Origin of the sequence: Streptomyces mesophilus (assembly GCF_040300965.1) — a bacterium.
GTDB classification, from domain to species: Bacteria; Actinomycetota; Actinomycetes; order Streptomycetales; family Streptomycetaceae; genus Streptomyces; species Streptomyces mesophilus_A.
Map to the genome: position 1 here is coordinate 14,245 of NZ_JBEPEW010000041.1, position 25,905 is coordinate 40,149.

The following is a 25,905-nucleotide window of genomic DNA, read 5'->3' on the forward strand; positions in this document are numbered from 1 at the left end:
GGGCGGCGGCGCTACGAGCCCTGGATGACCTGGGTGACACCGTTGATGATCTGCTGCACGGCGATCGCGGAGAGCATCATGCCCGCCAGGCGGGTGACCAGGACGACGCCGCCGTCCTTGATGACGCGGATGATCACCAGCGAGTAGCGCATGACGACCCAGAGCACGACATGCATCGCGACGATCGCGGCCCACACCGAGAACTGGCCCTTGAACCCCTCGGCGTCCTGCACGGCGAGGATCACCGAGACGATCGCGCCGGGCCCGGCGAGCAGCGGCATGCCCAGCGGGACGAGGGCGACGTTGACGTCCTTGGTCTGCTTGGGCTCGTCGGTCTTGCCGGTCAGCAGATCGAGCGCGATGAGCAGCAGGAGCAGACCGCCGGCGATCATCAGGGCCGGCACCGAGACATGCAGATAGTCCAGGATCTGATGCCCGACCAGACCGAAGACCGAGATCACCCCGAAGGCCACGCACACGGCCTGGAAGGCCATCCGGCGCTGGACCTTCGCGGGGCGGCCCGCGGTCAGGGCGAGGAAGATCGGGGTGACCCCGGGCGGGTCCATGATCACGAAGAGGGTCAGGAAGAGGGAGCCGAACACGGCAGCGTCGAACACAGGGGAGCCTTGCGGGAGTTGGAGGTTGAGCGGGTGGGCGTGCGGGGGCGCGGCGCATTCGCAGATACGGGAATGGCGCGGCGTACCGGGTTACGGGAGTGGGCTCCGCGCGGGTCGTGCCCGGAACGCCTGCCATCCGTCGTGGCGGTGCATACCGGGGTTGCGGGCGCTCCTATTCGTCGCGCCCGCCGGTGCCGGGCACGGGGAACGCCCCCGTCGCGCGGCGGATGATCTCCCCGTAGACCTCGGGGTCGGTGGTGTACTCGCCGAGCGAGCAGGTCTTGCGGCTGCCGTGGTAGTCGCTGGAACCGGTCGCCAGCAGCCCGAGCTCACCGGCGAGCCCCTTGAGCCGGGCGCGGGTCGCCGGCTCGTGGTCCATGTGGTCGGCCTCGATCCCGTCGAGGCCGGCTTCCGCGAGCCGCGCTATGGCGTCCTCGGGGACGACCTCGCCGCGCTTGACGGCGAGCGGGTGCGCGAAGACGGTGACGCCGCCGGCCGCCTTCACCAGGCGGATCGCCTCGAACGGATCGAGCTCGTGCTTGTCGACGTACGCGCGGCCGCCGTTGGCGAGCCAGTCGGCGGTGAAGGCGTCGGAGACGGTGGGCACGACGCCCAGCTCGACGAGCGCCTCGGCGATGTGCGGCCGCCCGAGCGAGCCGTCCCCGGCGATCCGGGCGACCTGCTCCCACTCGATGTCCACGCCGAGCTCCTGGAGCTTGCCGACCATCGCGCGGGCGCGCGGGACGCGGTCGTCGCGGACGAGTTCGCGTTCGGCGAGGAGGGCGGGGTCGTCCGCGTCGAAGAGGTACGCGAGCAGATGCAGACCCGTGCCGTTCAGCCGGCAGGAGAGCTCGGCACCGGTCACGAGCGTGAGCCCCTCGGGCAGCGCCTTCACCGCTTCGGCGTGCCCCCGCGTGGTGTCGTGATCGGTCAGCGCCACCACATCGAGCCCCGCGTCCCCGGCCTTGCGCACGAGCTCCGCGGGGGTGTCGGTGCCGTCGGAGGCCGTGGAGTGGGTATGCAGATCAATCCGCACGGCTGCTCCTCTCGGCGATCTACGGACTCGGGGGACGCTCCAGGATAACGGGGCGTCGGGGGGTGCTCGGTCCGTCGGCCGCCGGGGTGCGGGTTCGCTCCCCTGCCCACCGCGCATCGCTCATGTCGCAGCCCGAGGTCACCCGACCGGGGACTCCGCCCGCCCCGCCCGCCCCGCCTGCTCCCTACCGAACCCCGGCTCCGGCTCCGGCTCCAGCCGCCACGATGGCCTGCGCGGCCCGTGCCGCTTGAGCGGCCATGCCCGCAATGCTGGACGTGATGAACGGACCGCCCCCGGCGAGATCTCCCACCACGTGCAGGTGCGGGGCCGTCACCACGAGCCCGCCCGCCGGGTGGAGCTCGGCGGCGCTGTCGGCCAGCAGGCCGGCGATCAGCGGCTCGGCTGCCTGCGGGACCGCGCCGAGTGGGGGGTTCACCGCGTTGATGACGGTGTCGAAGGAACGGCTTCCGCACTCTCCGTTCACCCAAAACACGCCGTCCGCCGCCTCGATCGTGCGGACGCCCGCGGCGAGTGCGAGTTGCCCGGAGTCCAGGAGCCGCACCATGACGGCGGCGTTCACCGGGACCATCGGTGAGGCCACACTCGTGGCCGTACGCAAATGACGGCGCAGCCGCAGGCGATCGGGTTCGGGCAGCAACCGCCATACGTACGGACCCAGGCTGTGCGCTGTCTCCTGCAGGACCCGCCGGCCGATCCCGGGGTCGCCGACGGCGGCCAGTTGTGCGCGCAGGCGCCGAACCGGGTCGTCGGCCCTGACCGCGAGCAGATCGGCCGCGAAGGCCTCGAAGTCCTCCCCCGACTCCTCCAACTCGGCGCGCAGCAGCCCGAGGAGGTCCTCGAGGGTGACGGCGCCGTGCTCCTGGTGGAGCGCCGCCACTCGCTCGGGGCTCACGTGCCGCGGCCGGTGGTCGACCGGGCGCTGCCAGACATGGGGCAGTACCCCGCTGCGGGACAGCAGGGTGATCGGCCCGCTGTGCCCGCGCGCCGCGAGCGACACGACGACGTCGACCGCCGTCAGCCCGCTCCCGACGACCGCGACATCGCTGCCGGCCGGAACCCGTTCGAGCGTGCGGGCCAGCGGATAGGGATCGGCCACGAAACCGGTGGCGCCGCCGAGACCGTAGGGGTCCTGCGGCGTTCCCCCGCCCACGCACAGGGCCACGTGGTCCGCCTCGTACTCCCGCCCGTTCTCCGTACGCAGCGACCATCGGGCACCGGACCGGGCGGCGCCGGTGACACGGTCCCGGACGACGCGCACACGCCGGCCGCCCGCGCGCAGCGCCGACAACGCCGTCTCAGCGGTGTACGCGAGGTACTCGCCGTAGAGCGCACGCGGGACCAGCGGCCGGTCCAGTCGCTCATCGAGGTGGGCAGCGCCGCGAGTGCCCAGCCAGGTCGCGTAGTGCCCGAAGTCCGTGCGGCGCATGGACATGACGGCCGGTGGCGCGTTGACCAGCACCGTGTCCAGGTCCGGTCCGTACGGGCGGCCTCGCCAGAGATCCACGGAGGGCTCGAACACCGTGACGGTTCCCGGACCTTCGGCGGTGGCTGCCAGCGCGTCCAGCAGACCGACCCCGGCCGCCCCCGCCCCGACGATTGCGATATCCATGGCTTTCCCTTCACTTCGTGAGCCGCCGCCGGAGGAGACGCGGCCTCATCGAGCCTCGCCGCCACCTGGGGCGGGGCCCATCCCCTGCGAGTGGTGACCCGCCCGGGAACGACCCCCTCAAACGGGGGGTTGAGACAGGAAGGGAAGGCGGGCAGGGTTGCCCGCGTCCAAGTCACCGGGGGATCCGCATGTCCACTGCTCACCGCCATGCCGAAGCGATATCGGGCCACGCCAAGGTGCTGGCGTCCGCGGACCGGGCCACGGACACACGCGAACTCTTCAGCCGGACGTCCGCGGAGCTGCGGCGGCTCATGCCGTTCGACTCGGCGGTGTGGGCGGCCACCGATCCGGAGACCGGTCTCATCACCGCGCCGATGCTGGTGGAGAACCTCGGCTCCGGTGAACGGTGCGCCGACTACTGGGAAAGCGAACTCCTGGAGGAGAACGTCCTCCCGTTCCGTGACCTCTCCCGCGCCGCCGTCCCCGCGGCCGGCCTGCGCGCCGTCACCCGCGACCTGCCCGCTCGCAGCGCGCGCTTCCGCCGGCTGCTCGGGAGCCAAGGCGTAGCGGACGAGCTACGGGCCGTTCTGCGGATCGGCGACCGCCCGTGGGCCGTGGCAAGCCTGTTCCGCATGCGCGGTGAGGCCCCGTTCGGCACCGAAGAGACCACGCTGCTCGCCGGCCTGTCCGCTCCGCTGGCTGCGCGGGTACGCCGCTTCGCCCGCCCCTCCGCTCCCGGCGGCGCGACCGGCACACCCGCGCCCGGCCTTGTCCTCTTCGATCCCTCCGGTGAACCGGCCTCGATCAACGAAGAGGCGCGGCAGCACCTCTCCCAGCTGCCTGAAGGTCCCTCCATACCTTCGAGGTTGGGTCTGAGGCTGCCGATCTGGGTGGTCACCACCGCGCTGCAGGCCCGCGCGATCGCCCGGGGCCGCGAGCAGGCAGGCGGCGCGAGGACGCGCATCCGGACCGTCGACGGCCGCTGGCTGACCTGCCACGCCTCCTGCCTCAGCGGACCGGGCGGACAGCCCGGCCCCGTGGCACTCGTCATCGAGCCGGCCGCGGCTGCCGACCGGGCGGTCCTCATCGCCGAGGCCTACGGCCTGACGCCGCGCGAGCTGCAGATCACCCAGCTCATCACCCGCGGACTGCCCACCGCGGAGATCGCCACGACGCTGTTCATCTCCCCGCACACGGTGCGCGATCACATCAAGGCCGTCTTCGGCAAGACAGAGGCCTCCAGCCGAGGCGAACTCGTCGCCCGCCTGTTCGCGGAGCACTACCGACCCGCGTGAGTACGGCAACGCACTCGGGGTGATCGCACCGGGCCAAAGCGGCTGCCCCGCAGCCGCGCAACGGCCCACCCACCCCGCGTTGTGGCCCGAAACCTCACCCACCCACAGCCGCGTACCGGCAGAACGGAGCCCACCCACCCACGCGTTGTGGCCCGAAACCCCCGACCCACTCGCAGCCGCGTACCGGCGGATCGGAGTCCACCCACCCCGTGCGGTGGACCGAAACCCCAAACCCACCCGCAGACGCGTACCGGCGTGAGGGGACGGGGTGGGGTGCATTGTCATTCGGGCACCCCCGACGACAACGGCAACCCTTCGCGGCCACGGTGCCATTGCCCGAATGAGCAAGCACCCCACCCCGGCCCCGACCCCGAGACGAAACCGCACGCGCGACAAGCGGGGGCACGGGGGCCAGGCCCCCGAAATCGGGGGCCTGGGGGCGCAAGCCACCAGCGGGGGTCCGGGGGGCAGAGCCCCCAGGGGAGCCCCACCCAGGGCCCCACCCGCTACGGCGTCAGAATCCGCGGCGACAACGCCCCACACGGCAAGAGCTCCACCTCCGCACCCGCATCCCGCAGATCCGTCAGAACCAGCTCGTCGTACATCAGCAGCCCCGACTGCTCAGGCCAGACCACCGCCCACAACCACAACCCACGCGCCTCACCGGCGAAGACCGCACGGTCCGACGGCGTGTCCTTCACATGCCAGAGCGGAGTCGGACGCCCCGCCGCATGCACCTTCGCCTGCGGCGGACGCGCAACGTCCATATGCGGCCCCGGATCGGGCCCCGGAAGCCCGGCATACCGAGCCCCCAGACCGATGCCGAGCTCCTCCGCGACCAGGATCAGCTCACCGCTGCCGCCGAGCGGCCCGGGCCCCGAACACGCCACCGCCGTGGCGCGCCCACCGCTGCGGTCGTCACCCGCACAGGCCACGCCCGAGAACAGCCAGCCGACCGGAAGCGGCCAGGGCATCCAGACCGGGACATGGGAGCGGTGCACGACGACGGAGAGCGCCTCGACACTCGGTGGCACAACGGGTTGCAGCGGGTGCACGGTGCCGTGCACGTCACACTGCCAGGCATCGGCGAAAAGACCGGGAGCCCGCACCCGGCCACCACACTTCGGGCAACTGGGTTCGCCCCTCATAGCGCTCAACAGTCCTACCCACCCGCCGCCGCGTCAAGGACGATCACCCGTCTGTGGGCAGTCTTCCCGGGGGCTTTTGGGGGCTGGCGCTTCTTTGGGGGCTGCCGCCCCCAAGCCCCCGCCTGGAGGGGGTGGGCTGCGGGTGTACGGGTGGGTGTTGTCGTCCGGCGCCCGTGGGGGCTGCGCCCCCACACCCCGCCACACCCCGCCACACCCCGCCACACCCCGCCACACCCCGCCGTGGGGGCTACACCTCCACGCCCCGTCGCACCGGATCCCGCAGATCCGTCCCCCGCTCCAGCCACTTCTCCTCCAGAGCCGCCGCCCCGTGCACCCGCTTCCACGCCGCCTCGTTCGGCGTCATCGGCAGGAGCGGCAGAAAGTGCACCGGGTCCATCGGCTCGTCCAGCTCCAAGTCCTCGACCAGACCGCCCGGTTCGGCGACCAGGACGGAGGTGAACGGGGCGCCGGGCCACAGCGGTTCGCCCGTGTCGAGCGAGGCGCCGGGAGCCACCACCACGCCCTCGACCTGCGGAGAGGCCGCCAGGACGGCCAGCGCACGGAGCACCTTGTCGGTGTCGGCGCGCCCTGCCCGTACCGAAAGGACGAGCTCCGCGCGAGGCCCCCGCACCGGGTCCGCCAACGCGGCCGTGGGATCCGTCATCGGGGTGGCGGACATGCCGAGCGTCGCATAGCGGACCACGTCGCCGTCGGTGAAGCGGAGCACCTCGATACGGTCCGTGCCGAGGAAGGTGACCGACGCGCGCGCGTCCGGTTCGCCCAGCGCCATACGCAGCCGGGCTTCGACGAGAGCCAGTACATCTGCCATCCCGCGAGCATAGATCTCGTATGGGAAAGGCAAAGCAGGGCAGGGCACTTCAGTCGGCTGATAGGGTTGGCGGCTGGTCAGGGCATCGTGTTGACGGCCACACTGGTAGTCAGCACGAGAAGGCCCGGCAGACGGCTTTCCCCCACGGGGGCCCGGCGCGAGGAGGTGGGACTGATGGATCGAAGTCGACCGTGCAGTACCACCCGTTCTTCCGCCAGGTAACTGCCTTTCACTCGGGGCTTCCCGTACCCCGCCCGCAGCCGGGCAAACTCCGGACACCAGGCATCCGCACGACGGAAGAGCGTCTCGGTCCCTCCCCCGCTCCCGACCTCGCTCGAGCAGGGGTACCCGCAAGATCCCGTGCTTGATCTGTCCCAGTGGTGAGAGTGCCGGCAGCGATGCACGGTGCCGCCCGCTTTGCGGATGTCCGCCGAAGAACGTCGGACGTCCCCATTCCGGGCTGTGCCACCGCCCGCACCGGCAGTCGCGCCTCGAAGGAGCCTGCCATGTCGATGATCCGTGACCTGCGTGCCGCCGTCCGCCCCCAGCTCCGCAAGACCCCGAGCGGACCGGCGTACGACACCACGCGCGACCCGTCCGCCCTGAGCGCCGTGGTCGACTGCGCGGTCTACCGCGACGGCCGTCGCGTCAAGAGCGACGAGTCGATGACGCCGCACGAGGCGATGCTGCTCGTACGGCGCGACGGCGGCTTCGCCTGGATCGGTCTGCACGAGCCCACCGAGACCGAATTCGCCGGTATCGCCGCCGAGTTCGGGCTGCACCCGCTCGCCGTGGAGGACGCGGTGCACGCGCACCAGCGGCCGAAGCTGGAGCGGTACGACGACACCCTGTTCACGGTGTTCAAGACGATCCATTACGTGGAGCACGCCGAACTCACCGCCACCAGCGAGGTGGTGGAGACCGGCGAGGTCATGTGCTTCACCGGCAAGGACTTCTTCATCACCGTCCGGCACGGCGGCCAGGGTTCGCTCAGGGGTCTGCGGCACCGGCTGCAGGACGACCCGGAGCTGCTCGCGAAGGGCCCATCGGCGGTGCTGCACTCCATCGCCGACCACGTGGTGGACGGGTACATCGCCGTGGCCGACGCCGTGCAGAACGATATCGACGAGGTCGAGAGCGAGGTCTTCTCGCCGGACAGCAGGGGCCGTGCGCGCGGCAGCGACGCCGGCCGGATCTACCAACTCAAGCGCGAGGTGCTCGAGTTCAAGCGGGCGGTGTCGCCGCTGTGCCGGCCGATGCAGCTCCTGAGCGAGCGGCCGATGCGGCTGATCGACCCGGACATCCAGAACTACTTCCGTGACGTGGCCGACCACCTGGCCCGCGTCCAGGAGCAGGTGGTCGGCTTCGACGAACTGCTCAACTCGATCCTGCAGGCCAACCTCGCGCAGGCGACCGTCGCGCAGAACGAGGACATGCGCAAGATCACCTCATGGGCGGCCATCATCGCCGTACCGACGATGATCTGCGGGGTGTACGGCATGAACTTCGACTACATGCCGGAGACCGACTGGCAGTACGGCTACCCCATGGTGATGGCCGGGATCGCCGGGATCTGCTTCGTGATCCACCGCACCCTGAAGCGGAACGGGTGGCTGTAGTACGGGTCTTCGGGCCGCTCCCCCGTACGGACCTTCGCACCCCTCGCCTACCCTGCACGTATGACTGAGTCGCTGCTCGACGCCGCCCTCGCCGAGGAGGCCACCAAGAAGTCCGGTCTCATCTGGGTGCAGGGTTCCGGGCCCGCCCGCGCGCTGTGGCACGTATGGACCGAGGGCGCCGCCCACATCGTGGGCGACGGGCCCGGCGAGCAGCCGCTGCCCGGCCTGACCGACGGGGGCCGCGCTCAGGTCACCGTGCGCAGCAAGGACAAGGGCGGGCGGCTCGTGGCCTGGGACGCCAAGGTGGTGGAGCTCGCGCCGCACTCGGCCGGGTGGGAGGCCGCCGTCGCCGAGCTCAAGGGCAAGCGGCTCAATGCGCCCGACAGCGAGCAGCTGACCGAGCGGTGGGCGCGCGAGTGCCGCGTCCTGCGTCTGGAGTGGCGGGGCACGGACCGTGAGCTGCCCGGCGGGTCGCTGGCCGCCGCGCCGCTGCCGTCCCCGTCCACCACGCGCCAGGAGATCCCGGCCGCACTGCCGCGGCTGCTGTTCAAGCGGCGGAAGCGGAGCTCGTAAGGAGCGGCCGCAGGAGACACGTACGGCAGAAGGTCAGCAGAGGGCACGTACGACAGAGGGCCCGCAGAGGACACGTACGGCAGAGCGCCAGCAGAGGACACGTACGACTGAAGGTCAGCCCGCCGACTTCGGCAGCTGGGACCCGAAGTCCACCATCTCGTTCTTCGCCGGCGCCTCGACCGTCACGCTCTGCCCCCAGTCGCTGAGTTTCAGCGTGCCCGCGCCGCCCGCGCGCACCAGCCGCAGCGGATACGGCTCGCCCTCCAGGGAGACGTCGATGGTGCCGCCGTCCCCGTTGCCCGCGGCGAGCTGGATGGTGCGTACCGAGCCGACGGTGGAGCGGTCGCCCTTGGTGAGCTTGCCCGGCAGGTCGAGCAGCATGTCGAGCAGATCGCCCTTGTCGGTGTAGGCGCGCAGCCGCTTGTACTTGGGGTCGTCCTCGGGGACCTTCACGTACTTGTCGGAGAGCTTGGACGGCTTGGCGGGCTTGTCGCCCTCCTTGAGCAGCGCGGCGTCGGCCTGCATGAAGACGTCGTCGCCGACGCGAAGCAGGCGGAAGCTGACCCCGTTGTCGGTGATCTTCCCGGTGCCGCCGTCCGAGTTCAGCTTCATGTCGATCTTGTACGGCTGTCCCTTGACGACCAGATCGGCGTTGACGGTCACCGAGGCGACGCTGTCGGCGGCGGCCCGCGCCTGGCTGTGGATCTTGGCCGCCGAGAGGTCCGCCATCCCGTTGGTGCCCGCGTCGGGATCCTCGGAACTGCAGCCCACCAGGCCAGTGATCCCGGCGAACAACCCCGCACTCAGCGCACCGACGACGGCGCTGCGGCGGGCACGGCCCAAGGGGATCACGGTCACGTGCGGCACTGCCTCTCGTCCGGGTTGTTTACCAGCAGTAGGGCAGCGTACCCGGGACCCGTACGCCGCTTGCAGACAGCCTTGCGGACGCCCCACCAGGGCGTTTCCAAACGGGGCGTACTAGCCTGAAGGCCGTATTGCCTGAGAATCGCCAGACAAGAGACAGACAGCAGCCGACCTCGCCCGCGCGAAGGAGACCGTATGCCGTCCGGCACCCCCCGGATCTTCGTCTCGCATCTGTCGGACACGGCCGTCTTCGACCCCAACGGTGACCAGGTGGGGCGCGTGCGCGACCTGGTCGCGATGCTGCGCGTGGGCAACCGTCCGCCGATCCTGCTCGGTCTCGTCGTCGAACTGTCCACACGGCGCCGGATCTTCCTGCCCATGACCCGGGTGACCGGAATTCAGGCCGGACAGGTCATCACGACGGGCGTACTGAACGTACGCCGCTTCGAGCAGCGGCCCACCGAACGCCTGGTCATCGGGGAACTGCTCGACCGCCGCGTACGTCTGGTCGATTCCGGCGAGGAGGTCACGGTGCTCGATGTGTCGGTGCAGCAGCTGCCGGCGCGCCGTGACTGGGAGATCGACCGGGTCTACGTACGCAAGGGGAAGGCCGGAACGTTTCGGCGGGCCAAGGGCGAGGCGCTGACCGTCGAGTGGTCGTCCGTCACCGGGTTCACGCTGGAGGAGCAGGGCCAGGGCGCGGAATCGCTGCTCGCCACGTTCGAGCAGCTGCGCGCCGCCGACCTCGCCAATGTGCTGCATCATCTCTCCCCCAAGCGCCGTATCGAGGTGGCCGCGGCCCTCGACGACGACCGGCTCGCCGACGTCCTCGAGGAGCTGCCCGAGGACGACCAGATCGAGATCCTCGGCAAGCTCCAGGAGGAGCGCGCCGCCGATGTCCTCGAGGCGATGGACCCCGACGACGCGGCCGACCTGCTCTCCGAGCTGCCCGAGGACGAGCAGGAGAAGCTGCTCGAACTGATGCAGCCGCAGGACGCCGCCGACGTACGGCGTCTGATGGCGTACGAGGAGCGCACGGCCGGTGGTCTGATGACGACCGAGCCGATCGTGCTGCCGCCGGACGCGACCGTCGCCGACGCACTGGCCCGGGTCCGCAACCCCGACCTCTCCCCCGCGCTCGCCGCGCAGGTCTACGTCTGCCGGCCGCCCGACCAGACGCCGACCGGCAAGTACCTGGGCACGATCCACTTCCAGCGGCTGCTCCGCGATCCTCCGTTCACGCTGGTCGGCGCGATGCTCGACAAGGATCTGCAGACGCTCTCACCGGACACCTCGCTGCCCGAGGTGACCAGCTTCTTCGCCACGTACGACATGGTCGCGGCGCCCGTCGTCGACGACAGCGGATCGCTGCTCGGCGCGGTCACCGTCGATGACGTGCTCGACCATCTGCTGCCCGACGACTGGCGCGAGAACGAGTTCCATGCGGCGGAGGTGAACCCGGTCCATGAGTGAGTACGGGCTGACCGAGCGCGGCGAGGCCGCCACGAAGGAGCGTGCGCTCGCCCGCGCCCGTGTGCGCCTCGACCAGCCGCGGCCGCCGCGGCGGCGGTATCTGCCCGAGGTGGATCCGGACGCGTTCGGACGGTTCTCGGAGAAGATCGCGCGCTTCCTGGGGACGGGCACCTTCCTGGTCTGGATGACCGTGCTCATCCTCGCCTGGGTGATCTGGAACATCGTGGTGCCCAAGCATCTGCGCTTCGACGAGTACCCGTTCATCTTCCTGACCCTGATGCTCTCGCTGCAGGCCTCGTACGCCGCTCCGCTGATCCTGCTCGCGCAGAACCGGCAGGACGACCGCGACCGGGTCAACCTGGAACAGGACCGCAAGCAGAACGAGCGGTCCATCGCGGACACCGAGTATCTGACCCGCGAGATCGCCGCGCTGCGGATCGGTCTCGGCGAGGTGGCGACCCGGGACTGGATCCGGTCCGAACTGCAGGACCTGGTCAAGGAGATGGAGGAACGCAGAGCGCTGGAGCGCCATGTATTCCCGCTCTCCCCGGCCGAGCAGCGTGACGAAGACGACCGCTGACCAGTCGTACGGCTTGTCACCCGGTCGCCGTACCATCTCCGTATGGCTACCGACACGTATCCGACTGAAGAGGCGCTGCGCGAGGCGCTCTCCACGGTCAACGACCCCGAGATCAACCGGCCGATCACCGAGCTCGGCATGGTGAAATCGGTCGAGGTCGCTGCGGATGGCGCGGTGGCCGTCGCCATCTACCTCACGGTCTCCGGCTGCCCGATGCGCGAGACGATCACGTCCCGCGTGACCGAGGCGGTGCAGGCCGTCGAGGGTGTGACCTCCGTCCAGGTCGAGCTCGACGTGATGAGCGACGAGCAGCGCAAGGAGCTGGCCGCGGCGCTGCGCGGCGGCACCGCCGAGCGCGAGGTCCCCTTCGCCAAGCCCGGCTCGCTGACCCGGGTGTATGCGGTGGCCTCCGGCAAGGGCGGCGTCGGCAAGTCCTCGGTGACGGTGAACCTGGCGGCCGCGATGGCCGCCGACGGTCTCAAGGTCGGTGTCGTGGACGCCGACATCTACGGCCACTCCGTACCGCGGATGCTGGGCGCGGAAGGCCGTCCCACCCAGGTCGAGAACATGATCATGCCGCCGTCCGCGAACGGTGTGAAGGTCATCTCCATCGGCATGTTCACCCCGGGCAACGCACCGGTCGTGTGGCGCGGCCCGATGCTGCACCGCGCGCTCCAGCAGTTCCTCGCGGACGTCTACTGGGGCGACCTCGACGTGCTCCTTCTCGACCTGCCGCCCGGCACCGGCGACATCGCGATCTCGGTCGCGCAGCTCGTGCCGAACGCCGAGATCCTCGTCGTCACCACCCCGCAGCAGGCCGCCGCCGAGGTGGCCGAGCGCGCGGGCTCCATCGCCGTGCAGACCCACCAGAAGATCGTCGGCGTCGTCGAGAACATGTCGGGCCTGCCCTGCCCGCACTGCGACGAGATGATCGACGTGTTCGGCACGGGCGGCGGCCAGGCGGTCGCCGAGGGCCTCACCAAGACGACGGGCGCCAATGTGCCGGTCCTCGGTGCGATCCCGATCGACGTACGGCTGCGCGAAGGCGGCGACGACGGCAAGCCGGTGGTCCTGTCCGACCCCGATTCGCCGGCCGGTGCGGCGCTGCGTGCGATCGCGGGCAAGCTGGGCGGGCGGCAGCGCGGTCTGTCGGGCATGTCGCTCGGGATCACGCCGCGCAACAAGTTCTGAGCACCCGCTTCGGTGACGTGATACGCGGATGGGGCGCCCCTCTTGGTGAGGGGCGCCCCATCCGCGTATCGCCGTGTCTGCCGTGGCCGCTCGCTCAGCTCTCGTAGGTCCCGATGTCCTTGACCACCGAGAAGCCCAGGCCGTACGCGCTCATGCCGCGGCCGTACGCGCCCAGGTGGACGCCCTCCTGAGTGGAGCCCGCGAGCACCCAGCCGAACTCGGACTCGCGGTAGTGGAACGAGGTCGGAACCCCGTCCACCGGCAGCGAGAGGGTCGACCAGTCGGGGCCCGCGAGGTCGTCGGCGAGCACCCAGGCCGTCTCGGTCTGCTGGTCCAGCCAGTCGTCGCGCAGGGTGTGGTCCATCTGCTGCGGCCAGGTGAAGCTGAGGAGTCCGACGCCGGCGAGCCACGCGGCGGAGGAGACCGAGGTCGCCTCCATGACGCCGGTGCCGTCCGGGCTGCGGCGCACCGGGTTGGCCGCGACCGTCACCACGACCGCGAAGCGCTCACGGTCGGCGCTCATGTCGGCGCGCACCGCGGGCTCGTCGCCGTGACCGATCGAACCGTGCTCGACCGTGCCGTCCGCCGCGGCGCCGACCTGCATCAGCCAGCGTGGGCCCGTGAAGGCCTCGTCGAGTGCGTACCACGGGAACGGCGCAAGCAGATAGCCGTCGACCGTGCGCACTCCCGCCCGACTGGGCTGACTCGTCGTCTCCATCTACCGGCCGCCTCCTTCGTCCTGTTCGGTCCGGAGCGGCCCACCCCCCTCGGGCGTCCTGAAGTCCGGACAACACCTGAGGAGGATAGCCATAGGGCTCGGCGGGGACGGTTTTGGCGGGGTCAGGTCGCGTCGGCGTCGAACGGCGGACGGTCGTCCTGAGCCGGCTTCTTCTCCAGGTCAGAGCCCTTGGTGAGGCTGGTCTCGGGGCCCTTCGTGAGGCTGGTCCTGGTGCCGCCGGCGCTGCTCGAGCTCTCGCTGCCGTTCACGGCGTCCGTGACCTCGGCCATCTCCTTCTTGAGGTTGAAGCCGTTGCGGATCTCGTCGATCCCGAGGTCGTCGCCGTGCTGGTCGAGCTGCTTGCGGATGAACTTCTTCGGGTTCAGGTCCTCGAACTCGAAGTCCTTGAACTCAGGGCCCAGTTCCTCACGGATGTCCTGCTTTGCACTCTCGGAGAACGCACGGATCTTCCGGACGAACGCGGAGACGTCCTGGATGACCTTGGGCAGCTTGTCCGGGCCGAAGATGAGCACGGCGAGGACCACGAGCGCGATCAGCTCGAGTCCGCCTATGTCGTTGAACACGTATCGCTCCTTGCCCTGTCCGCAGCCCCGGTGGCAGGTGGTCCGAAGACCGGTTCCCGGGCAGCTCTACGGTACCCGCCGATCCCCGGCGACCGGTACTGTCCGGTCGCCGGGATCAGCGATCAATCGTCGGACGTTTCGGTGAACAGTTGCCGCCCGGCCCGTAGCCCTCCGGACGGCTGCCGCACCTTTCGCCTCTCAGTCGCCCGCCTCGCCGAGGGTCACCGAGAGCGTGCGCTCCTTGCCGTCGCGCTCGATCGTCAACTCCAGGCGGTCGCCCGGCTCATGGGCGCGGATCTTCACGATCAGCTCCTCGCCCGAGTGGATCCGCTGTCCGTCGACTTCCGTGACCACATCGCCGGACTCGATGCCCGCCTTGGCTCCCGGTCCGCCGGGCTTGACCGCGGGGCCGCCACCACCGGCCTTCTCCGCGACCCGGGCGCCGTCGCCGGTGAACTCGGTGTCCAGCGTGACCTCGATCACCGGGTGCGTGGCCCGGCCTTCGTTGATCAACTGCTCGGCGACCCGCTTGCCCGTATTGATCGGGATCGCGAAGCCGAGGCCGATCGAGCCCGCCTGACCGCCCTCCGTGCCGCCGCCGTCACCGGCCGAGCGGATCGCGCTGTTGATGCCGATCACGCGGGCCTTGGAGTCGACGAGCGGGCCGCCGGAGTTGCCGGGGTTGATGGGGGCGTCGGTCTGCAGGGCGTTCACATAGGAGACATCGCTGCCGTCGGCCTCGCCGCCGGCCGTGATCGGGCGCTCCTTGGCGCTGATGATCCCGGAGGTGACGGTGTTGGAGAGGTCGAAGGGAGCGCCGATCGCCACGACGGGATCACCGACCTGGACGTTGTCGGAGTTGCCGAGCGGCAGCGGCTTGAGGCCCTTGACGTTGCTGACCTTCACCACGGCGAGGTCGTAACCGGCGTCCCGGCCCACGATCTTGGCGCTCGCGGTCTCGCCACCACTGAAGGTCACGGAGATCTCGCCGCCGTCGCCGCCGGGTTCGACTACGTGGTTGTTGGTGAGGATGTGGCCCTTGCCGTCGAGCACGAAGCCGGTGCCGGTGCCCGCGCCGTCGTCACCGCTCACGTGCAGGGTGACGACGCTGGGGAGCGCGCTGGAGGCGATGCCGGCCACGCTCTCGGGGGCGCGGTCCTTGGACTCCTCGCCTGCCTGGCCCAGCTCGACCTCGGAGACGCCGCCGTTGCGTTCGATATACGCGCCGATACCGCCGCCGATTCCGCCGGTGACCAGCGACAGTGCGACGGCCCCGAGAACGAGCAGCCCCTTGCGGGACTTCCGCTTGGGCGCCCCGGCACTCCCGTCGCTCTGCAGCAGGGGCTGCGAGGAACGCCAAGGGTCGTATGTGGCCCAGGGGTTGGGGGGTGCGGGCTGTTGGACGGCGGGGAGCTGAGCGGCGGCGTGGGCTTGGGCTCCGTGGGCGGGGGAGCCGTGGGCGGGGGTGCCATCGGATGGCGGGGTGTGGACCGTGTGCGGGGGCGGGGTGGAGTGGCTGGGTGCGGGCTGACCCTGCGCCGGGTGGTCCTGGCTCGGTATCTGCTGGCCGTGACCCTGCGTCGGGTGGCCCTGGCCCGGTATCTGCTGGCCGTGAGCCTGCGTCGGGTGGGCTTGGCCCGGCATCGGCTGACCCTGCGTCGGGTGGCCCTGGCCCGGCATCGGCCCGCCCTGCGTCGGGTGAGCGGGCTGCGGGTGGGCCGGGGAGGACTGCGGGTGGGCTGCGGCCTGAGGGTGCGGATGTGCCGCGGTCAGGTGGGGCTGGGGTGCGCCCGGCTGCTGCGGTATCTGGGCGCCGTGCGGCTGCGGGGCGTGCGGCGGGACGTGGGCTGCCAGGGCAGGGCCGGCGTGGGTCGGAGCGGCCGGCGCGGGGGCGTCCTGGGCCGGGGGTATCTGCGCGCCGGGTATCGGCTGCGGGGCCTGGGCGCTCTGCGGATACGCGGAGGGCGCACCGTGCACCGGAGCCGCACCCTGCGGCACCACCGTGCCCTGCGCCGGAGTGGCCACCGGGTGTTGCACGGGCGGCGCGGGCGCCCAGGGTCCGGGGCCTCCGTAGGGCGGCGTGCTGTAGGGGTCGGGGTCGTGCAGCGGGCTCGGCCGGTCGGCGGGGGCGGGCTCAGCGGGTGCGGGAGCTTCGTCCGAGGCCATGGTCGCGCCGGCCCCGGCCGCCTCGCCCGTACGACCGGAATCGGGCCCAACAGCCGCCCCCAAGGCCTCACTTACCCCCTCGCCACCGGCGACTCCCCCGGCATCCGAAGCGCTTGACGCACTTGAGGCACTTGAGGCAAACGCCCCATCCGAACCAGCCGGAACCCCCGAGACGCCCTGGACACCTGAAACACCCGAGCCACCCGCAACCTCCGGAGCGCCGGAGCCACCCGAGCCACCCGAGCCACCCGAGCCACCCGAGCCACCCGAAGCATCCAAACCCCCCGGAACCCCCGGAGCACTCAACGGATAGTCCCCGTCCGAAGCAGCTCCCTCAGCACCGGGCACCGCGTCCCGCACCGCATCCTGGGCGGTGTCCGCCGGCGCGGGCTCATCGGAACTCCGGGGCCGGCTCCACCACTTCGCCTTGGACCCGGTGGGCTTCCCCTCGTCCATGCCTCTCCCCACGCAGCGTTCGGCGTCTCGTCCCCGCGCCCTCGGGCGCGGACCACACACGAGGTCCCCGGCCGACGCGGTCCACGGGCAGGAACCGCCGTACACGACACGTCCCTCACCCCGGATCCGCCCGCCGGGCGCAACCCCCAACAGGGATACCCACCTCTCGGCGGCGATCCCACCCGGGATTCAACCAGGTGCACCGGCGGGCGGTCAGCGGCAGGGTCAGCGGGCGGGCAGCGAAAGTCCGGCGACGGGGGACGGGCTGGGCGCGGCTGGCTCCTCCGGCACGGCGGTCTGCCCCGGCGCGGCGGAGCTCTCCCCGAAGGGAGGCAGCGGTGAGTACGGAACGGTGGCCGCGACCGGACGTATCAGCGGAGGGAGCGCCGCGGAGCGGTTCAGTATCGGGGAGGCGAGCGGCAGTTGCCGCTGTCCCGTCACGCCGGGCACGCCCGGAGCGGACACTCCGGGGGAGGCGACCGGCGCGGAGAGCCTGCCCGGCGCCTGAGCGCCGACGCTCTGCGCACCGCCGCGCCGCCGGCTTGTGTCGGCCGCGGTGGCCGCACCCTGGGTGCGCTGCGGTGAGGCATTGGCCCGGCCCCGCGCCTCGGCGGTGTCGGCGGGCACTCCGGTGGAGACCCCGCCGAGCGCGATCGCGGCCAGCGAGACCGCACCGGCGGCCGCGAAGGCGAAGCGCCGCCCGCGCGAGGCGGCCGCACGCTCGGCACCGCTGCGGCCGACTTCGTGGATACGGAACCCGCCCGCGCGATCGCCGCCGGGCAGCATGCCGCCGCGGCCGCCGGACGGCGCGTACGAGAAGGTGTCGGCGCGCAGCCCGAAGCCGCCGTCGTCGCGTGCACCGAACACACCGTCCGCGAGCGGCCGGCCGAAGGGGTCGCCCTGGTCCACGGAACCGCCCGGGCCCCCTGACTCGGACAGCCCTTGCAGCCGTGCGAGGAAACTCTCGGACGGCGGGGGCGGCGCGACCTCGGCGAAGAAGGTCTTCAGACGGCGCTGTGCATCGGCTTCGGCCTTGCACTTGGCGCAGGTCGCGAGATGGGCGAGGACCCGCTCGCGGGTGTCATGGCCCAGTTCGCCGTCCACCAGGGCGGCGAGCCGGTCTCCCAGATGCTGCTCGGCAAGATGCCGCTCGGCAGGGTTGAGCCGTGATCCACTCACGCGGTCGCGCCCCCTCCCCCCAGAGCCGGCACACCGACGACCGCGAGAGAACGGCGTTCGGCGCGGGCTTCGGGAGACCGGTGCTGCAGGGCCTTGCGGAGCTGCGAGCGGCCGCGGTGGATCCGGCTGCGCACGGTGCCGAGCTTCACGCCGAGTGTCGCGGCGATCTCCTCGTACGAGAGTCCTTCGATATCGCACAGGACGACCGCGGCGCGGAATTCGGGTGCGAGGGTGTCGAGGGCCTGCTGGACGTCCGCGTCGAAATGCGTGTCGTTGAAGACCTGCTGCGGGTTGGGCTCACGGCTGGGCAGCCGCTCGGCCGCGTCGTCGCCGAGCGCGTCGAAACGGATTCGCTGCCGTCGCCGGACCATGTCCAGGAACAGATTGGTGGTGATGCGGTGCAGCCAGCCCTCGAAGGTGCCGGGCGTATAGGTGGACAGCGAGCGGAAGACGCGGACGAAGACCTCCTGGGTGAGGTCCTCGGCGTCGTGCTGGTTGCCCGTCAGTCGGTAGGCGAGGCGGTAGACGCGTCCGCTGTGCGTGCTGACGATCTCCTCCCAGCTGGGCGGAGTCCACGCCTGGGATTCCGCATCGGCGGCAAAGGTCGCGGTCTGTGCGGAAACGGCGGAGTGGTCAGCAGTGTCGGTCACGGATTTCGGCTCGCCCGCCGACCTGAGGAAGCGGCGCTTGATTCGCGCCATCGTTCCGAGGTCACCGGTCGTAGCCGCACCTCCCCTGTCGGCTCTGGTGGTGTCCAGTGGAGCCCCTACCATAGCCACCTCGCCTGTTAGCTCAGGATAAGAGTCTTTACGAGAATTTGAAGATCGTGGAGAAGATCGCAGACGGGTTCGCCCCGGCCGTTCGTACTCTTCGTCCCCCAGGTCCATTTCATTCCCCCCGTCCTGCGGCACCGGAACTTCCCGAGGGGCCCCCTCGCCCCCGCACCTGCCCGTACACCGCTTTCAACGCCCAGCCCCATCAGCAGGTTCCCGGCCCAGCGGATACAGTCACGGCCAGATACATACGGGGAGACAGGAGAGGGTCATTACCGGCAACCGGCAGCCGACTTCGGCTTTTGCCGACGCTTTCGTCGCGGAGGACGAGGCGCTGCTCTGGGCGCGCGAGCGCGCGCGCGAGGCGGGGCTGCGTGCGGTGTCTCCCGCGACGGGCGCCGCGCTGCGGATGCTGGCCGCGACGGTCGGCGCCAAATCGGTGGCCGAAATCGGTACCGGCACCGGGGTGTCCGGTATCCATCTCCTGGGCGGGATGCGCCTCGACGGGGTCCTGACCACGGTCGACCCCGAGCCCGAGCGCCAGCAGTTCGCCCGCACCGCACTGCGCGCGGCCGGCTTCGCGAGCAACCGGGCGCGGTTCATCCCCGGACGCGCGCTCGACGTACTGCCGCGGCTCGCGGACAGCGGATACGACCTGGTCTTCTGCGACGGCGACCGGACCGAGTCCCTCGACTACCTCGCTGAATCGTTGCGCCTGCTGCGGCCGGGCGGCCTGGTCGTGTTCGAGGGCGTCTTCGCCGACGGGCGCACGGTCGACTCGGGACCCCAGCCGGTCGAGGTCCTGCGGCTGCGGGAGCTGCTGCGGACCGTACGGGAGAGCCCGGAGCTGGTGCCGTCGGTGCTGCCGGTGGGCGACGGGCTGCTGTGCGCGGTGAAGCGGGCGACCCCCGCGTAACCCACTCGTGGACGCCCGCGTATCCCGCCCGTGCCCCCCTTGCGAACAACACCGCCCCGGCACTTGTTAGTGTGCCGGGGCGGTGAAAATGGTGGACGTTACGTCAGCCGACGACCTTCTTCAGGGCGTCGCCGAGCGCATCGGCCTCATCGGGAGTCAGCTCGACGACAAGTCGCCCTCCGCCTTCGAGCGGAACGCGCATGACGATGCCCCGCCCCTCCTTGGTCACCTCGAGCGGGCCGTCGCCCGTTCGCGGCTTCATGGCCGCCATGCTCGTTCCCCTTCCTGAAACCAGCTCACGCAGCCGACAACCCAGGTGTCACCGGCATCGAACACATTGCTTCCAAGCCATTATCCCGCATCAACAGACCCGATGACCAACATCAGTCGGCATCGCTTGCGCAACGCGCTTGAGCAAAACCACCCAATTCGGCGATGTGACTGCGATACTGCTCCGCTTCCCACCCCTCGGCAGACGTGAATTCTTTGACGCACGTCACATGCCGGGACCCATACCCCGGGTGATCCGTCTGAGCCATGCTGTCCCCTGACGCATGCGCCGTGACGGTACGTGCGCGTTTACCTGTTCATACGTAACGAGGGGACGGACCTCCATGGCCGACACCGTGCTCTATGAGGTGGGCGACGGGCTCGCGACGATCACGCTGAACCGTCCCGAGGCGATGAACGCGATGAACACGGAGGCGAAGGTCGCGCTGCGCGATGCCGTGCAGGCAGCGGCCGCGGACCCCTCCGTACGAGCCGTACTTCTCACCGCGACCGGGCGTGCCTTCTGTGTGGGGCAGGACCTCAAGGAGCACATCGGGTCGCTCACGGCGGACCGCGAGTCGGGCAGCGGGCAGACGATGTCGACGGTGCGTGAGCACTACAACCCGATCGTGCGGGCGCTCACCGAGATGCCGAAGCCGGTCGTGGCCGGTGTGAACGGGGTCGCGGCGGGGGCCGGATTCGGCTTCGCGCTCGCGGCGGACTACCGGATCGTGGCGGAGACCGCGTCCTTCAACACCTCGTTCGCGGGTGTCGCCCTGACCGCCGACTCGGGGGTCTCCTGGACGCTGCCGAAACTGATCGGGCCCGGGCGCGCCGCGGATCTGCTGCTCTTCCCTCGTACGGTGAAGGCGCAGGAGGCGTACGAGCTGGGGATCGCGAACCGGCTGGTGCCGGCGGAGTCGCTTGCGGCGGAGGCGGAGGCACTCGCGCGGACCCTGGCCACGGGGCCGACCGTCGCCTACGCGGCGCTCAAGGAGTCGCTGGCCTTCGCGGCGTCGCACTCGCTGGCCGAGACGCTGGAGAAGGAGGACGAACTCCAGACGCGGGCGGGCGCGTCGGAGGATCACGCGATCGCGGTGCGGGCGTTCATCGCCAAGAAGAAGCCCGAGTATCTGGGGCGGTAGGGGTGCCCTGCGGGCCGGGGTTCAGCCCCGGCCGGGCGGACTGTGGGTCGGGTCCGGCCGCGTGGACGGTGGGTCGGGTCCGGCCGGGCGGACGGTGGGTCAGGTCCGGCCGGGCGGACGGTGGGTCGGGTCCGGCCGGGCGGACGGTGGGTCAGGTCCGGCCGCGTGCCACGCAGTCCGCCAGGTGGTCGTCCACCAGGCCGCATGCCTGCATCAGCGCGTACGCCGTCGTCGGTCCCACGAAGCGCAGGCCCCGCTTCTTCAGCGCCTTGGACAGGGCCGTCGACTCGTCCGTGATCGCGGGTACGTCCGCCAGGGTGCGCGGGGCCTTGCGCGCGGCCGGGTCCGGGGCGAACGACCAGATGAACTCGTCCAGTTCGCCCGGGGACCAGTCCGCGAGGGCGCGCGCGTTGGCCAGCGTGGCCTCGATCTTGGCGCGGTTGCGGATGATGCCCGCGTCCGCGAGGAGCCGCTGCGCGTCCGCGTCCGTGAAGGCCGCGACCGCCTCGATCCGGAAATCGGCGAACGCCTTACGGAAGTTCTCGCGGCGGCGCAGGATCGTGATCCAGGACAGGCCCGACTGGAAGGCCTCCAGGCTCAGACGTTCGTAGAGCGCGTCGTCGCCGTGGACCGGGCGGCCCCACTCCTCGTCGTGGTACGCGACGTAGTCCTCGGTCGACAGGGCCCAGGGGCAGCGCAGCGCGCCGTCCGGGCCGGCCAGCGCGCCACTCAATGCCTCGGTCCTTCCGGGGAGTCGGGCCCGCCGGCCGGCGGGCTCCACGGGTCGAAGTCGTCGTCCTCGTCCGCCCGGGCGGCCCCCGCTTCCTCGGGCGGCGTCCACCCGGCTTCCGCGGGCTCCGGCGGCTCCGGCTCCGCGGAGGCCTCGGCGACCACGGCCGTGGCCCCTGTCGCATAGCTCTGCGGCGCCTTGTCGAAGAGCCCCGGTCCTGCCGGGGGCGCCGCCTGGACGCCCGCCAGCGAGCGTTCCAGCTGGGCGATGCGGGCGTCCCGCTCCGCGAGTTCGGCGCCGAGGCGGGACAGGGCGTCGTCCACGTCGGCCATGCGGTAGCCGCGTACGGCCGTCGGCAGGCGCAGGGCCTCGACGTCGGCGCGGCCGAGGGGGCGGTCCGCGGGCAGCGGGTCGACGAGGTACTGGGGCGGGGCCTCGGGCAGCACGCCGTCCTCGGAGCCGCCGAGCACGGCGAGCGTGACCGCGGCGACCACCACGACCAGCGCGATGAGCAGGAACCAGAACACGGAGACTCCCCGACTGCAGAAACTGTCCGGCTCCGATCGTGCCATGCGGCACCGACAGTTAAGGTCGCAGGCGACCTAAGCGAGACATGAGGAGCGTGACGATGGCAAGGCCGCTGAGGCTCGGACGGCGCGAGTTCGGCCCGTACGAGCCGGTGATCATGGCGATCGTCAACCGGACTCCCGACTCCTTCTACGACCAGGGCGCCACGTTCCAGGACGAGCCCGCGCTCGCCCGTGTCGAGCAGGCCATCGCCGAGGGCGCTGAGATCGTGGACATCGGCGGGGTCAAGGCCGGCCCCGGCGAGGAGGTCACGGCCGAGGAGGAGGCGCGGCGCACGGTCGGCTTCGTGGCCGAGGTGCGGCGCCGTTTCCCCGACGTGATCATCAGCGTGGACACCTGGCGGCACGAGGTCGGCGAGGCGGTCTGCGAGGCGGGGGCCGATCTGCTCAACGACGCCTGGGGCGGGGTCGATCCGAAGCTGGCGGAGGTCGCGGCCCGTTACGGGGTCGGGCTCGTGTGCACGCATGCGGGGGGCGCGGAGCCGCGGACGCGGCCGCACCGGATCGCGTACGAGGACGTGATGGCCGACATTCTCGAGGTGACCGTCGGGCTTGCGGAGCGGGCGCTTGAGCTGGGGGTGCCGCGGGAGTCGATCCTGATCGATCCCGGGCACGATTTCGGCAAGAACACCCGGCACAGCCTGGAGGCCACGCGCAGGCTCGGGGAGATGGTGGGGACCGGGTGGCCGGTGCTCGTATCGCTGTCCAACAAGGACTTCGTGGGCGAGACGCTGGACAAGCCGGTGAAGGAGCGGGTCATCGGGACGTTGGCGACGACGGCGGTGTCGGCGTGGTTGGGGGCGCAGGTCTATCGCGTGCATGAGGTGGGTGAGACGCGGCAGGTGCTTGACATGGTGGCGTCCATCGCCGGGCATCGGGCTCCTGCGGTGGGTCGGCGGGGGCTGGGCTGACGCCGTAGCGGGTGGCGCCCTGGGTGGGGCTCCCTGGGGGCTCTGCCCCCGGACCCCCGCTGGTGGCTTGCGCCCCCAGGCCCCGATTTCGGGGGCCTTGCCCCCGTGCCCCCGCTTGTCGCGCGTGCGGTTTCGTCTCGGGGTCGGGGCCAGGGGGACCAACTGTCTGCCCGATGCCCGAATTGAGGGCATCCCCGCTGAACAGACGGTCCCCCTTCAGAGGTCACGGTCCCCTTCAGAGGTCAGGGAATGGTCCACCTTCACAGGTGGGAAATGGGCCCCCTTCACAGGTAAGGAAAAAGAGACGGTCCGGAAGAAGTCCTGACAGCAATGGGGGAAAGGAAGGCCGACGGCGGGAAAGCCGCAATCCAACCCGCGCGAGGTCTGCGCAACCCCCCACGCAGCTCAGCCACGCAACTCGTTGAAGAAACCCGGACGCACCCGCAGCCGCCGACGGCGAGCAACCACCCCGCGGGGGCCGAGGGCCCGAAGCGGCCGAGAACACCGCCCCACGCGCACCTCCACCCCCTCCCACCTCGCCGTGATGGGCGCCCCGCGCCCGCCGCAGGCGCAACCCACCCGCAGGCGGTCAGGCGGCCAGGCGGCCAGGCGGTCAGGCGGTCAGGCGGTCAGGCGGTCAGGCAGCCAGACAATCGGCCGGCCAGTCGGCCAGACATGCGGCCAGAAAATCGGCCGGACAGTCAAGAGACCAGATGGTCAGCGCGGAGAAGAGCCCGCCCTCTGGCGGAGCAAGCTCCCCTCGCCGAAGGCCAGAGGCAGGAAGCGGCCGGCCATGCGACGGTAGCCGGCCGGGTTGGGGTGCAGCCCGTCGGGCAGGTCCCCCGCGTCCGCCGGACCGAACAGGTCCGTGCCCTCCACGAGGTGGAGCGCTCCGTCGCCCTCGGCGCGGCGCAACTCGACCTGGGCGCCCAGGAGTTCCCGGATCCGGCCGAGCGACAGGCAGCCGCCTGAGCTGTCCGCGGGGCGTTCGACGGCGGTGAAGCGGCCGTCGGGGCCGTAGGGGGTCGGGCCCGGGCGGTCTTCGGCGGTCGTGCAGAAGATCGGCGTGAGGATCAGGAGAGGTGTGTCGGGGTGGCCGTCGCGCACCGTGTCGAGGAAGCCGTGGAAGGCCGAGACGAAGGCACGTTCGCGCATGCTGTCGAAGTTGACGACGTTGATGCCCAGTTCGAGGCTGATCGCGGCGGCGGGGAGGTCCCTGATGGTGCGGGCCATGAACTGGTCGAGGTGGCACTGACCGCCGAGGCCCAGGTTGAGCAGGGAGACGCCGGCCGCGCGCGCCACGGCCGCCGGCCATGACCCGGTGGGGCGGTCGGCCTCGGAGCACTGGCTGATCGAACTGCCGTGGTGCACCCAGAGCGGTCCCGCGGCGGGTGCGGGCCGCAGGGAGGTCCCTTCGGGGATCCGTACGTCGAGCAGCTTCATGGCCGCGGCCACCGGGAACCACAGCTCGATACGGCGCTCGGTCCCCGCCTCGCCGAGCTCGAACCGCAGGGTTACGGGCCCTGCGGGGTGGACCTGCGTCTCGCGGGTGCGCAGGTCGATGTGGACGACGGTTTCCTGGCGGGTGTGGACGCGCTCGCGCACCGCACCGTCGACGACGAGGTCCAGCGCCGTGCCGGCGGACTCCTGGCCCACGGGCACGAGATGGGTGAGCTGGAGGTCGAGTTCGAGGGCCGGGGCGTCGGTGACCGCTTCGAGGCGCACGCCGGAAGGCACCGTACTCATGAAGTCGAGGGTGGGGTCGGCGATCCGCGCCCGGGCCGCGGCGGGCACCCGCTGGAAGGTGACGCCCGAGTCGTCGACGGTGGTCTCGACGGCTCCGACGGCGCAGTCGAGCGCCGCCTTCAGCGCGGATTCCACGCCCACGACTGCGGCGCGGCCGGAATCGCGCACCCCTCCCGCACGGCCGAAACCGCTCCCCCCTCCCGCACGGCCGAAACCGCTCCCCCCTGCGGCCCGGCCGGAATCCCCCACCCCTGCACCGCGGTCGGAGTTCACGACTGCAGCCCGGTCAGGATGAGGTCGGCGAGCTCTTCGCCGATGTCGGCGGGAGACTTGCGGCCCTCCGGCCGGTACCAGGTGTGCATGGAGTTGGTGAAGCCGAAGACCGACCAGGATGCGACTTCCGGTGAGGCCTTCGACGAGAAGGCACCCGCCTCCTGACCGTCCCTGATCACCTGGCGGAAGCCCTCCTGGTAGCGCCGCCACTGCTCCTGCATGGCCTGCCAGTGCGGGGAGTCGGCATGGCCGCCCCTGGCGAAGACCGCCGACTCCTTGGTGATGGCCGCCGTGTGGGAGACCAGGTCGACGATGATCGTGCGCAGGGTCCGCACCGGGTCGTGCCCCTCGGCCACGATCCGTTGCAGGGACTCCAGTTCGTGCCCGAAGACCCTGCCGTAGATCTCGAAGAGGATCTCGTCCTTGGACTTGAAGTAGTGGTAGAGCGCACCCTTGGTCACGCCCGCCTTGGTCACGATCTCCTGGACGCCGGTGGCGGCGAACCCCTTCGTCGCGAAGAGGTCGAGGGAGACGTCGAGGATGCGCCGGCGCACCTCCGGGTCGGGATCTTTGGTGCGGGCCATCGCTGTCCTCCG

Annotated in this window: 25 protein-coding genes; 9 read left to right on the top strand and 16 right to left on the bottom strand. The window is 71.1% G+C overall.

From position 1 onward, the window contains the following. Positions 1 to 11 precede the first annotated feature (11 nt). From ABT367_RS16930 to ABT367_RS16940, 3 genes are all read right to left on the bottom strand, one after another. Positions 12 to 617, bottom strand: a complete 606-nt coding sequence (locus ABT367_RS16930) for a MarC family protein (RefSeq protein WP_352253871.1) — start codon at positions 615 to 617, stop codon at positions 12 to 14. A gap of 172 nt (positions 618 to 789) precedes the next feature. After that, positions 790 to 1,653: a PHP domain-containing protein gene (locus ABT367_RS16935; RefSeq protein WP_352253872.1), complete on the bottom strand. Its 864-nt coding sequence runs from the start codon at positions 1,651 to 1,653 to the stop codon at positions 790 to 792. A gap of 184 nt (positions 1,654 to 1,837) precedes the next feature. After that, positions 1,838 to 3,283, bottom strand: a complete 1,446-nt coding sequence (locus ABT367_RS16940) for an FAD/NAD(P)-binding protein (RefSeq protein WP_352253873.1) — start codon at positions 3,281 to 3,283, stop codon at positions 1,838 to 1,840. 188 nt (positions 3,284 to 3,471) lie between these two features. On the opposite strand from ABT367_RS16940, the gene ABT367_RS16945 reads away from it, so the two are divergent. After that, complete coding sequence (locus ABT367_RS16945) at positions 3,472 to 4,578, top strand: helix-turn-helix transcriptional regulator (RefSeq protein WP_352253874.1); 1,107 nt, start codon at positions 3,472 to 3,474, stop codon at positions 4,576 to 4,578. A gap of 506 nt (positions 4,579 to 5,084) precedes the next feature. On the opposite strand, the gene ABT367_RS16950 is transcribed toward ABT367_RS16945, so the two are convergent. Next, positions 5,085 to 5,726 carry a DUF6758 family protein gene (locus ABT367_RS16950; RefSeq protein ID WP_352253875.1) on the bottom strand — a complete coding sequence of 214 codons (642 nt, stop codon included), beginning with the start codon at positions 5,724 to 5,726 and terminating at the stop codon, positions 5,085 to 5,087. A 247-nt stretch (positions 5,727 to 5,973) separates the two neighbouring features. After that, a complete protein-coding gene (locus tag ABT367_RS16955) occupies positions 5,974 to 6,555 on the bottom strand; it encodes a suppressor of fused domain protein (RefSeq protein WP_352253876.1) in 582 nt (193 codons plus the stop codon). Between the two features lie 506 nt (positions 6,556 to 7,061). Between ABT367_RS16955 and ABT367_RS16960 the strand changes: the two genes are divergently transcribed. After that, positions 7,062 to 8,174, top strand: a complete 1,113-nt coding sequence (locus ABT367_RS16960; RefSeq protein WP_199551824.1) for a magnesium and cobalt transport protein CorA — start codon at positions 7,062 to 7,064, stop codon at positions 8,172 to 8,174. Positions 8,175 to 8,234: 60 nt separating this feature from the next. Next, a complete protein-coding gene (locus ABT367_RS16965) occupies positions 8,235 to 8,747 on the top strand; it encodes a hypothetical protein (RefSeq protein WP_352253877.1) in 513 nt (170 codons plus the stop codon). A 114-nt stretch (positions 8,748 to 8,861) separates the two neighbouring features. On the opposite strand, the gene ABT367_RS16970 is transcribed toward ABT367_RS16965, so the two are convergent. Beyond that, on the bottom strand, positions 8,862 to 9,605 hold the full coding sequence (locus ABT367_RS16970) for a hypothetical protein (protein ID WP_352253878.1): 744 nt from the start codon (positions 9,603 to 9,605) through the stop codon (positions 8,862 to 8,864). Positions 9,606 to 9,806: 201 nt separating this feature from the next. On the opposite strand from ABT367_RS16970, the gene ABT367_RS16975 reads away from it, so the two are divergent. From ABT367_RS16975 to ABT367_RS16985, 3 genes are read left to right on the top strand one after another with little or no spacing between them, the layout of a single operon-like run. After that, a complete protein-coding gene (locus ABT367_RS16975; protein ID WP_352253879.1) occupies positions 9,807 to 11,084 on the top strand; it encodes a magnesium transporter MgtE N-terminal domain-containing protein in 1,278 nt (425 codons plus the stop codon). After that, the gene (locus ABT367_RS16980) at positions 11,077 to 11,664 is read left to right on the top strand and encodes a DUF1003 domain-containing protein (protein ID WP_165336504.1); all 588 of its coding nucleotides are present in this window, start codon (positions 11,077 to 11,079) and stop codon (positions 11,662 to 11,664) included. Before ABT367_RS16975 ends, ABT367_RS16980 begins: the two co-directional genes overlap by 8 nt. A 42-nt stretch (positions 11,665 to 11,706) precedes the next feature. Continuing rightward, on the top strand, positions 11,707 to 12,855 hold the full coding sequence (locus ABT367_RS16985; RefSeq protein ID WP_352253880.1) for an Mrp/NBP35 family ATP-binding protein: 1,149 nt from the start codon (positions 11,707 to 11,709) through the stop codon (positions 12,853 to 12,855). Positions 12,856 to 12,949: 94 nt separating this feature from the next. Here the strand turns inward: ABT367_RS16985 and ABT367_RS16990 are convergent, their stop codons facing one another. From ABT367_RS16990 to sigE, 5 genes are all read right to left on the bottom strand, one after another. After that, complete coding sequence (locus ABT367_RS16990; protein WP_352253881.1) at positions 12,950 to 13,573, bottom strand: hypothetical protein; 624 nt, start codon at positions 13,571 to 13,573, stop codon at positions 12,950 to 12,952. A 122-nt stretch (positions 13,574 to 13,695) separates the two neighbouring features. Next, positions 13,696 to 14,157 carry a sec-independent translocase gene (locus ABT367_RS16995; RefSeq protein WP_352253882.1) on the bottom strand — a complete coding sequence of 154 codons (462 nt, stop codon included), beginning with the start codon at positions 14,155 to 14,157 and terminating at the stop codon, positions 13,696 to 13,698. A gap of 198 nt (positions 14,158 to 14,355) precedes the next feature. After that, a complete protein-coding gene (locus tag ABT367_RS17000; protein WP_352253883.1) occupies positions 14,356 to 16,323 on the bottom strand; it encodes a trypsin-like peptidase domain-containing protein in 1,968 nt (655 codons plus the stop codon). Positions 16,324 to 17,004: 681 nt separating this feature from the next. Beyond that, positions 17,005 to 17,958 (bottom strand): anti-sigma factor family protein, encoded by a 954-nt coding sequence (locus ABT367_RS17005; RefSeq protein ID WP_352253884.1) that lies wholly within the window; start codon positions 17,956 to 17,958, stop codon positions 17,005 to 17,007. Continuing rightward, on the bottom strand, positions 17,955 to 18,650 hold the full coding sequence (sigE, locus tag ABT367_RS17010; protein ID WP_165336782.1) for an RNA polymerase sigma factor SigE: 696 nt from the start codon (positions 18,648 to 18,650) through the stop codon (positions 17,955 to 17,957). The genes ABT367_RS17005 and sigE overlap by 4 nt, the downstream gene beginning before the upstream one ends. Before the next feature lie 325 nt (positions 18,651 to 18,975). Here sigE and ABT367_RS17015 point away from each other — a divergent pair, with 325 nt between their 5' ends. Continuing rightward, complete coding sequence (locus tag ABT367_RS17015) at positions 18,976 to 19,647, top strand: O-methyltransferase (protein WP_352253905.1); 672 nt, start codon at positions 18,976 to 18,978, stop codon at positions 19,645 to 19,647. A gap of 103 nt (positions 19,648 to 19,750) precedes the next feature. Here the strand turns inward: ABT367_RS17015 and ABT367_RS17020 are convergent, their stop codons facing one another. Beyond that, on the bottom strand, positions 19,751 to 19,918 hold the full coding sequence (locus ABT367_RS17020; protein WP_003966491.1) for a DUF3117 domain-containing protein: 168 nt from the start codon (positions 19,916 to 19,918) through the stop codon (positions 19,751 to 19,753). 343 nt (positions 19,919 to 20,261) lie between these two features. Here ABT367_RS17020 and ABT367_RS17025 point away from each other — a divergent pair, with 343 nt between their 5' ends. Continuing rightward, a complete protein-coding gene (locus tag ABT367_RS17025; protein ID WP_352253885.1) occupies positions 20,262 to 21,062 on the top strand; it encodes an enoyl-CoA hydratase/isomerase family protein in 801 nt (266 codons plus the stop codon). 151 nt (positions 21,063 to 21,213) lie between these two features. Here ABT367_RS17025 and ABT367_RS17030 read toward each other — a convergent pair whose 3' ends face one another. Continuing rightward, positions 21,214 to 21,795, bottom strand: a complete 582-nt coding sequence (locus ABT367_RS17030) for a DNA-3-methyladenine glycosylase I (RefSeq protein ID WP_352253886.1) — start codon at positions 21,793 to 21,795, stop codon at positions 21,214 to 21,216. Next, positions 21,792 to 22,364, bottom strand: a complete 573-nt coding sequence (locus tag ABT367_RS17035) for a DivIVA domain-containing protein (protein ID WP_352253887.1) — start codon at positions 22,362 to 22,364, stop codon at positions 21,792 to 21,794. Before ABT367_RS17035 ends, ABT367_RS17030 begins: the two co-directional genes overlap by 4 nt. Before the next feature lie 56 nt (positions 22,365 to 22,420). On the opposite strand from ABT367_RS17035, the gene folP reads away from it, so the two are divergent. Beyond that, positions 22,421 to 23,290 carry a dihydropteroate synthase gene (folP, locus tag ABT367_RS17040; RefSeq protein ID WP_434975478.1) on the top strand — a complete coding sequence of 290 codons (870 nt, stop codon included), beginning with the start codon at positions 22,421 to 22,423 and terminating at the stop codon, positions 23,288 to 23,290. Between the two features lie 717 nt (positions 23,291 to 24,007). Here the strand turns inward: folP and ABT367_RS17045 are convergent. Together ABT367_RS17045 and ABT367_RS17050 are read right to left on the bottom strand one after the other, a co-directional pair. Next, positions 24,008 to 25,171, bottom strand: coding sequence for a GDSL-type esterase/lipase family protein (locus ABT367_RS17045; RefSeq protein WP_352253889.1), 1,164 nt, complete (start codon positions 25,169 to 25,171; stop codon positions 24,008 to 24,010). Between the two features lie 134 nt (positions 25,172 to 25,305). Further along, positions 25,306 to 25,893 (bottom strand): TetR/AcrR family transcriptional regulator, encoded by a 588-nt coding sequence (locus tag ABT367_RS17050; RefSeq protein WP_352253890.1) that lies wholly within the window; start codon positions 25,891 to 25,893, stop codon positions 25,306 to 25,308. Between the last annotated feature and the right edge of the window lie 12 nt (positions 25,894 to 25,905).

What these genes read in the sequence shown, in the direction of transcription:
- ABT367_RS16940 (WP_352253873.1), bottom strand. Translation starts at nt 3,283, where the DNA reads ATGGATATCGCAATCGTCGGGGCGGGGGCGGCCGGGGTCGGTCTGCTG.
- ABT367_RS16945 (WP_352253874.1), top strand. Translation starts at nt 3,472, where the DNA reads ATGTCCACTGCTCACCGCCATGCCGAAGCGATATCGGGCCACGCCAAG.
- ABT367_RS16950 (WP_352253875.1), bottom strand. Translation starts at nt 5,726, where the DNA reads ATGAGGGGCGAACCCAGTTGCCCGAAGTGTGGTGGCCGGGTGCGGGCT.
- ABT367_RS16955 (WP_352253876.1), bottom strand. Translation starts at nt 6,555, where the DNA reads ATGGCAGATGTACTGGCTCTCGTCGAAGCCCGGCTGCGTATGGCGCTG.
- ABT367_RS16960 (WP_199551824.1), top strand. Translation starts at nt 7,062, where the DNA reads ATGTCGATGATCCGTGACCTGCGTGCCGCCGTCCGCCCCCAGCTCCGC.
- ABT367_RS16965 (WP_352253877.1), top strand. Translation starts at nt 8,235, where the DNA reads ATGACTGAGTCGCTGCTCGACGCCGCCCTCGCCGAGGAGGCCACCAAG.
- ABT367_RS16975 (WP_352253879.1), top strand. Translation starts at nt 9,807, where the DNA reads ATGCCGTCCGGCACCCCCCGGATCTTCGTCTCGCATCTGTCGGACACG.
- ABT367_RS16980 (WP_165336504.1), top strand. Translation starts at nt 11,077, where the DNA reads ATGAGTGAGTACGGGCTGACCGAGCGCGGCGAGGCCGCCACGAAGGAG.
- ABT367_RS16985 (WP_352253880.1), top strand. Translation starts at nt 11,707, where the DNA reads ATGGCTACCGACACGTATCCGACTGAAGAGGCGCTGCGCGAGGCGCTC.
- ABT367_RS16990 (WP_352253881.1), bottom strand. Translation starts at nt 13,573, where the DNA reads ATGGAGACGACGAGTCAGCCCAGTCGGGCGGGAGTGCGCACGGTCGAC.
- ABT367_RS17000 (WP_352253883.1), bottom strand. Translation starts at nt 16,323, where the DNA reads ATGGCCTCGGACGAAGCTCCCGCACCCGCTGAGCCCGCCCCCGCCGAC.
- ABT367_RS17020 (WP_003966491.1), bottom strand. Translation starts at nt 19,918, where the DNA reads ATGGCGGCCATGAAGCCGCGAACGGGCGACGGCCCGCTCGAGGTGACC.
- ABT367_RS17025 (WP_352253885.1), top strand. Translation starts at nt 20,262, where the DNA reads ATGGCCGACACCGTGCTCTATGAGGTGGGCGACGGGCTCGCGACGATC.
- ABT367_RS17035 (WP_352253887.1), bottom strand. Translation starts at nt 22,364, where the DNA reads ATGGCACGATCGGAGCCGGACAGTTTCTGCAGTCGGGGAGTCTCCGTG.
- folP (WP_434975478.1), top strand. Translation starts at nt 22,421, where the DNA reads ATGGCAAGGCCGCTGAGGCTCGGACGGCGCGAGTTCGGCCCGTACGAG.
- ABT367_RS17050 (WP_352253890.1), bottom strand. Translation starts at nt 25,893, where the DNA reads ATGGCCCGCACCAAAGATCCCGACCCGGAGGTGCGCCGGCGCATCCTC.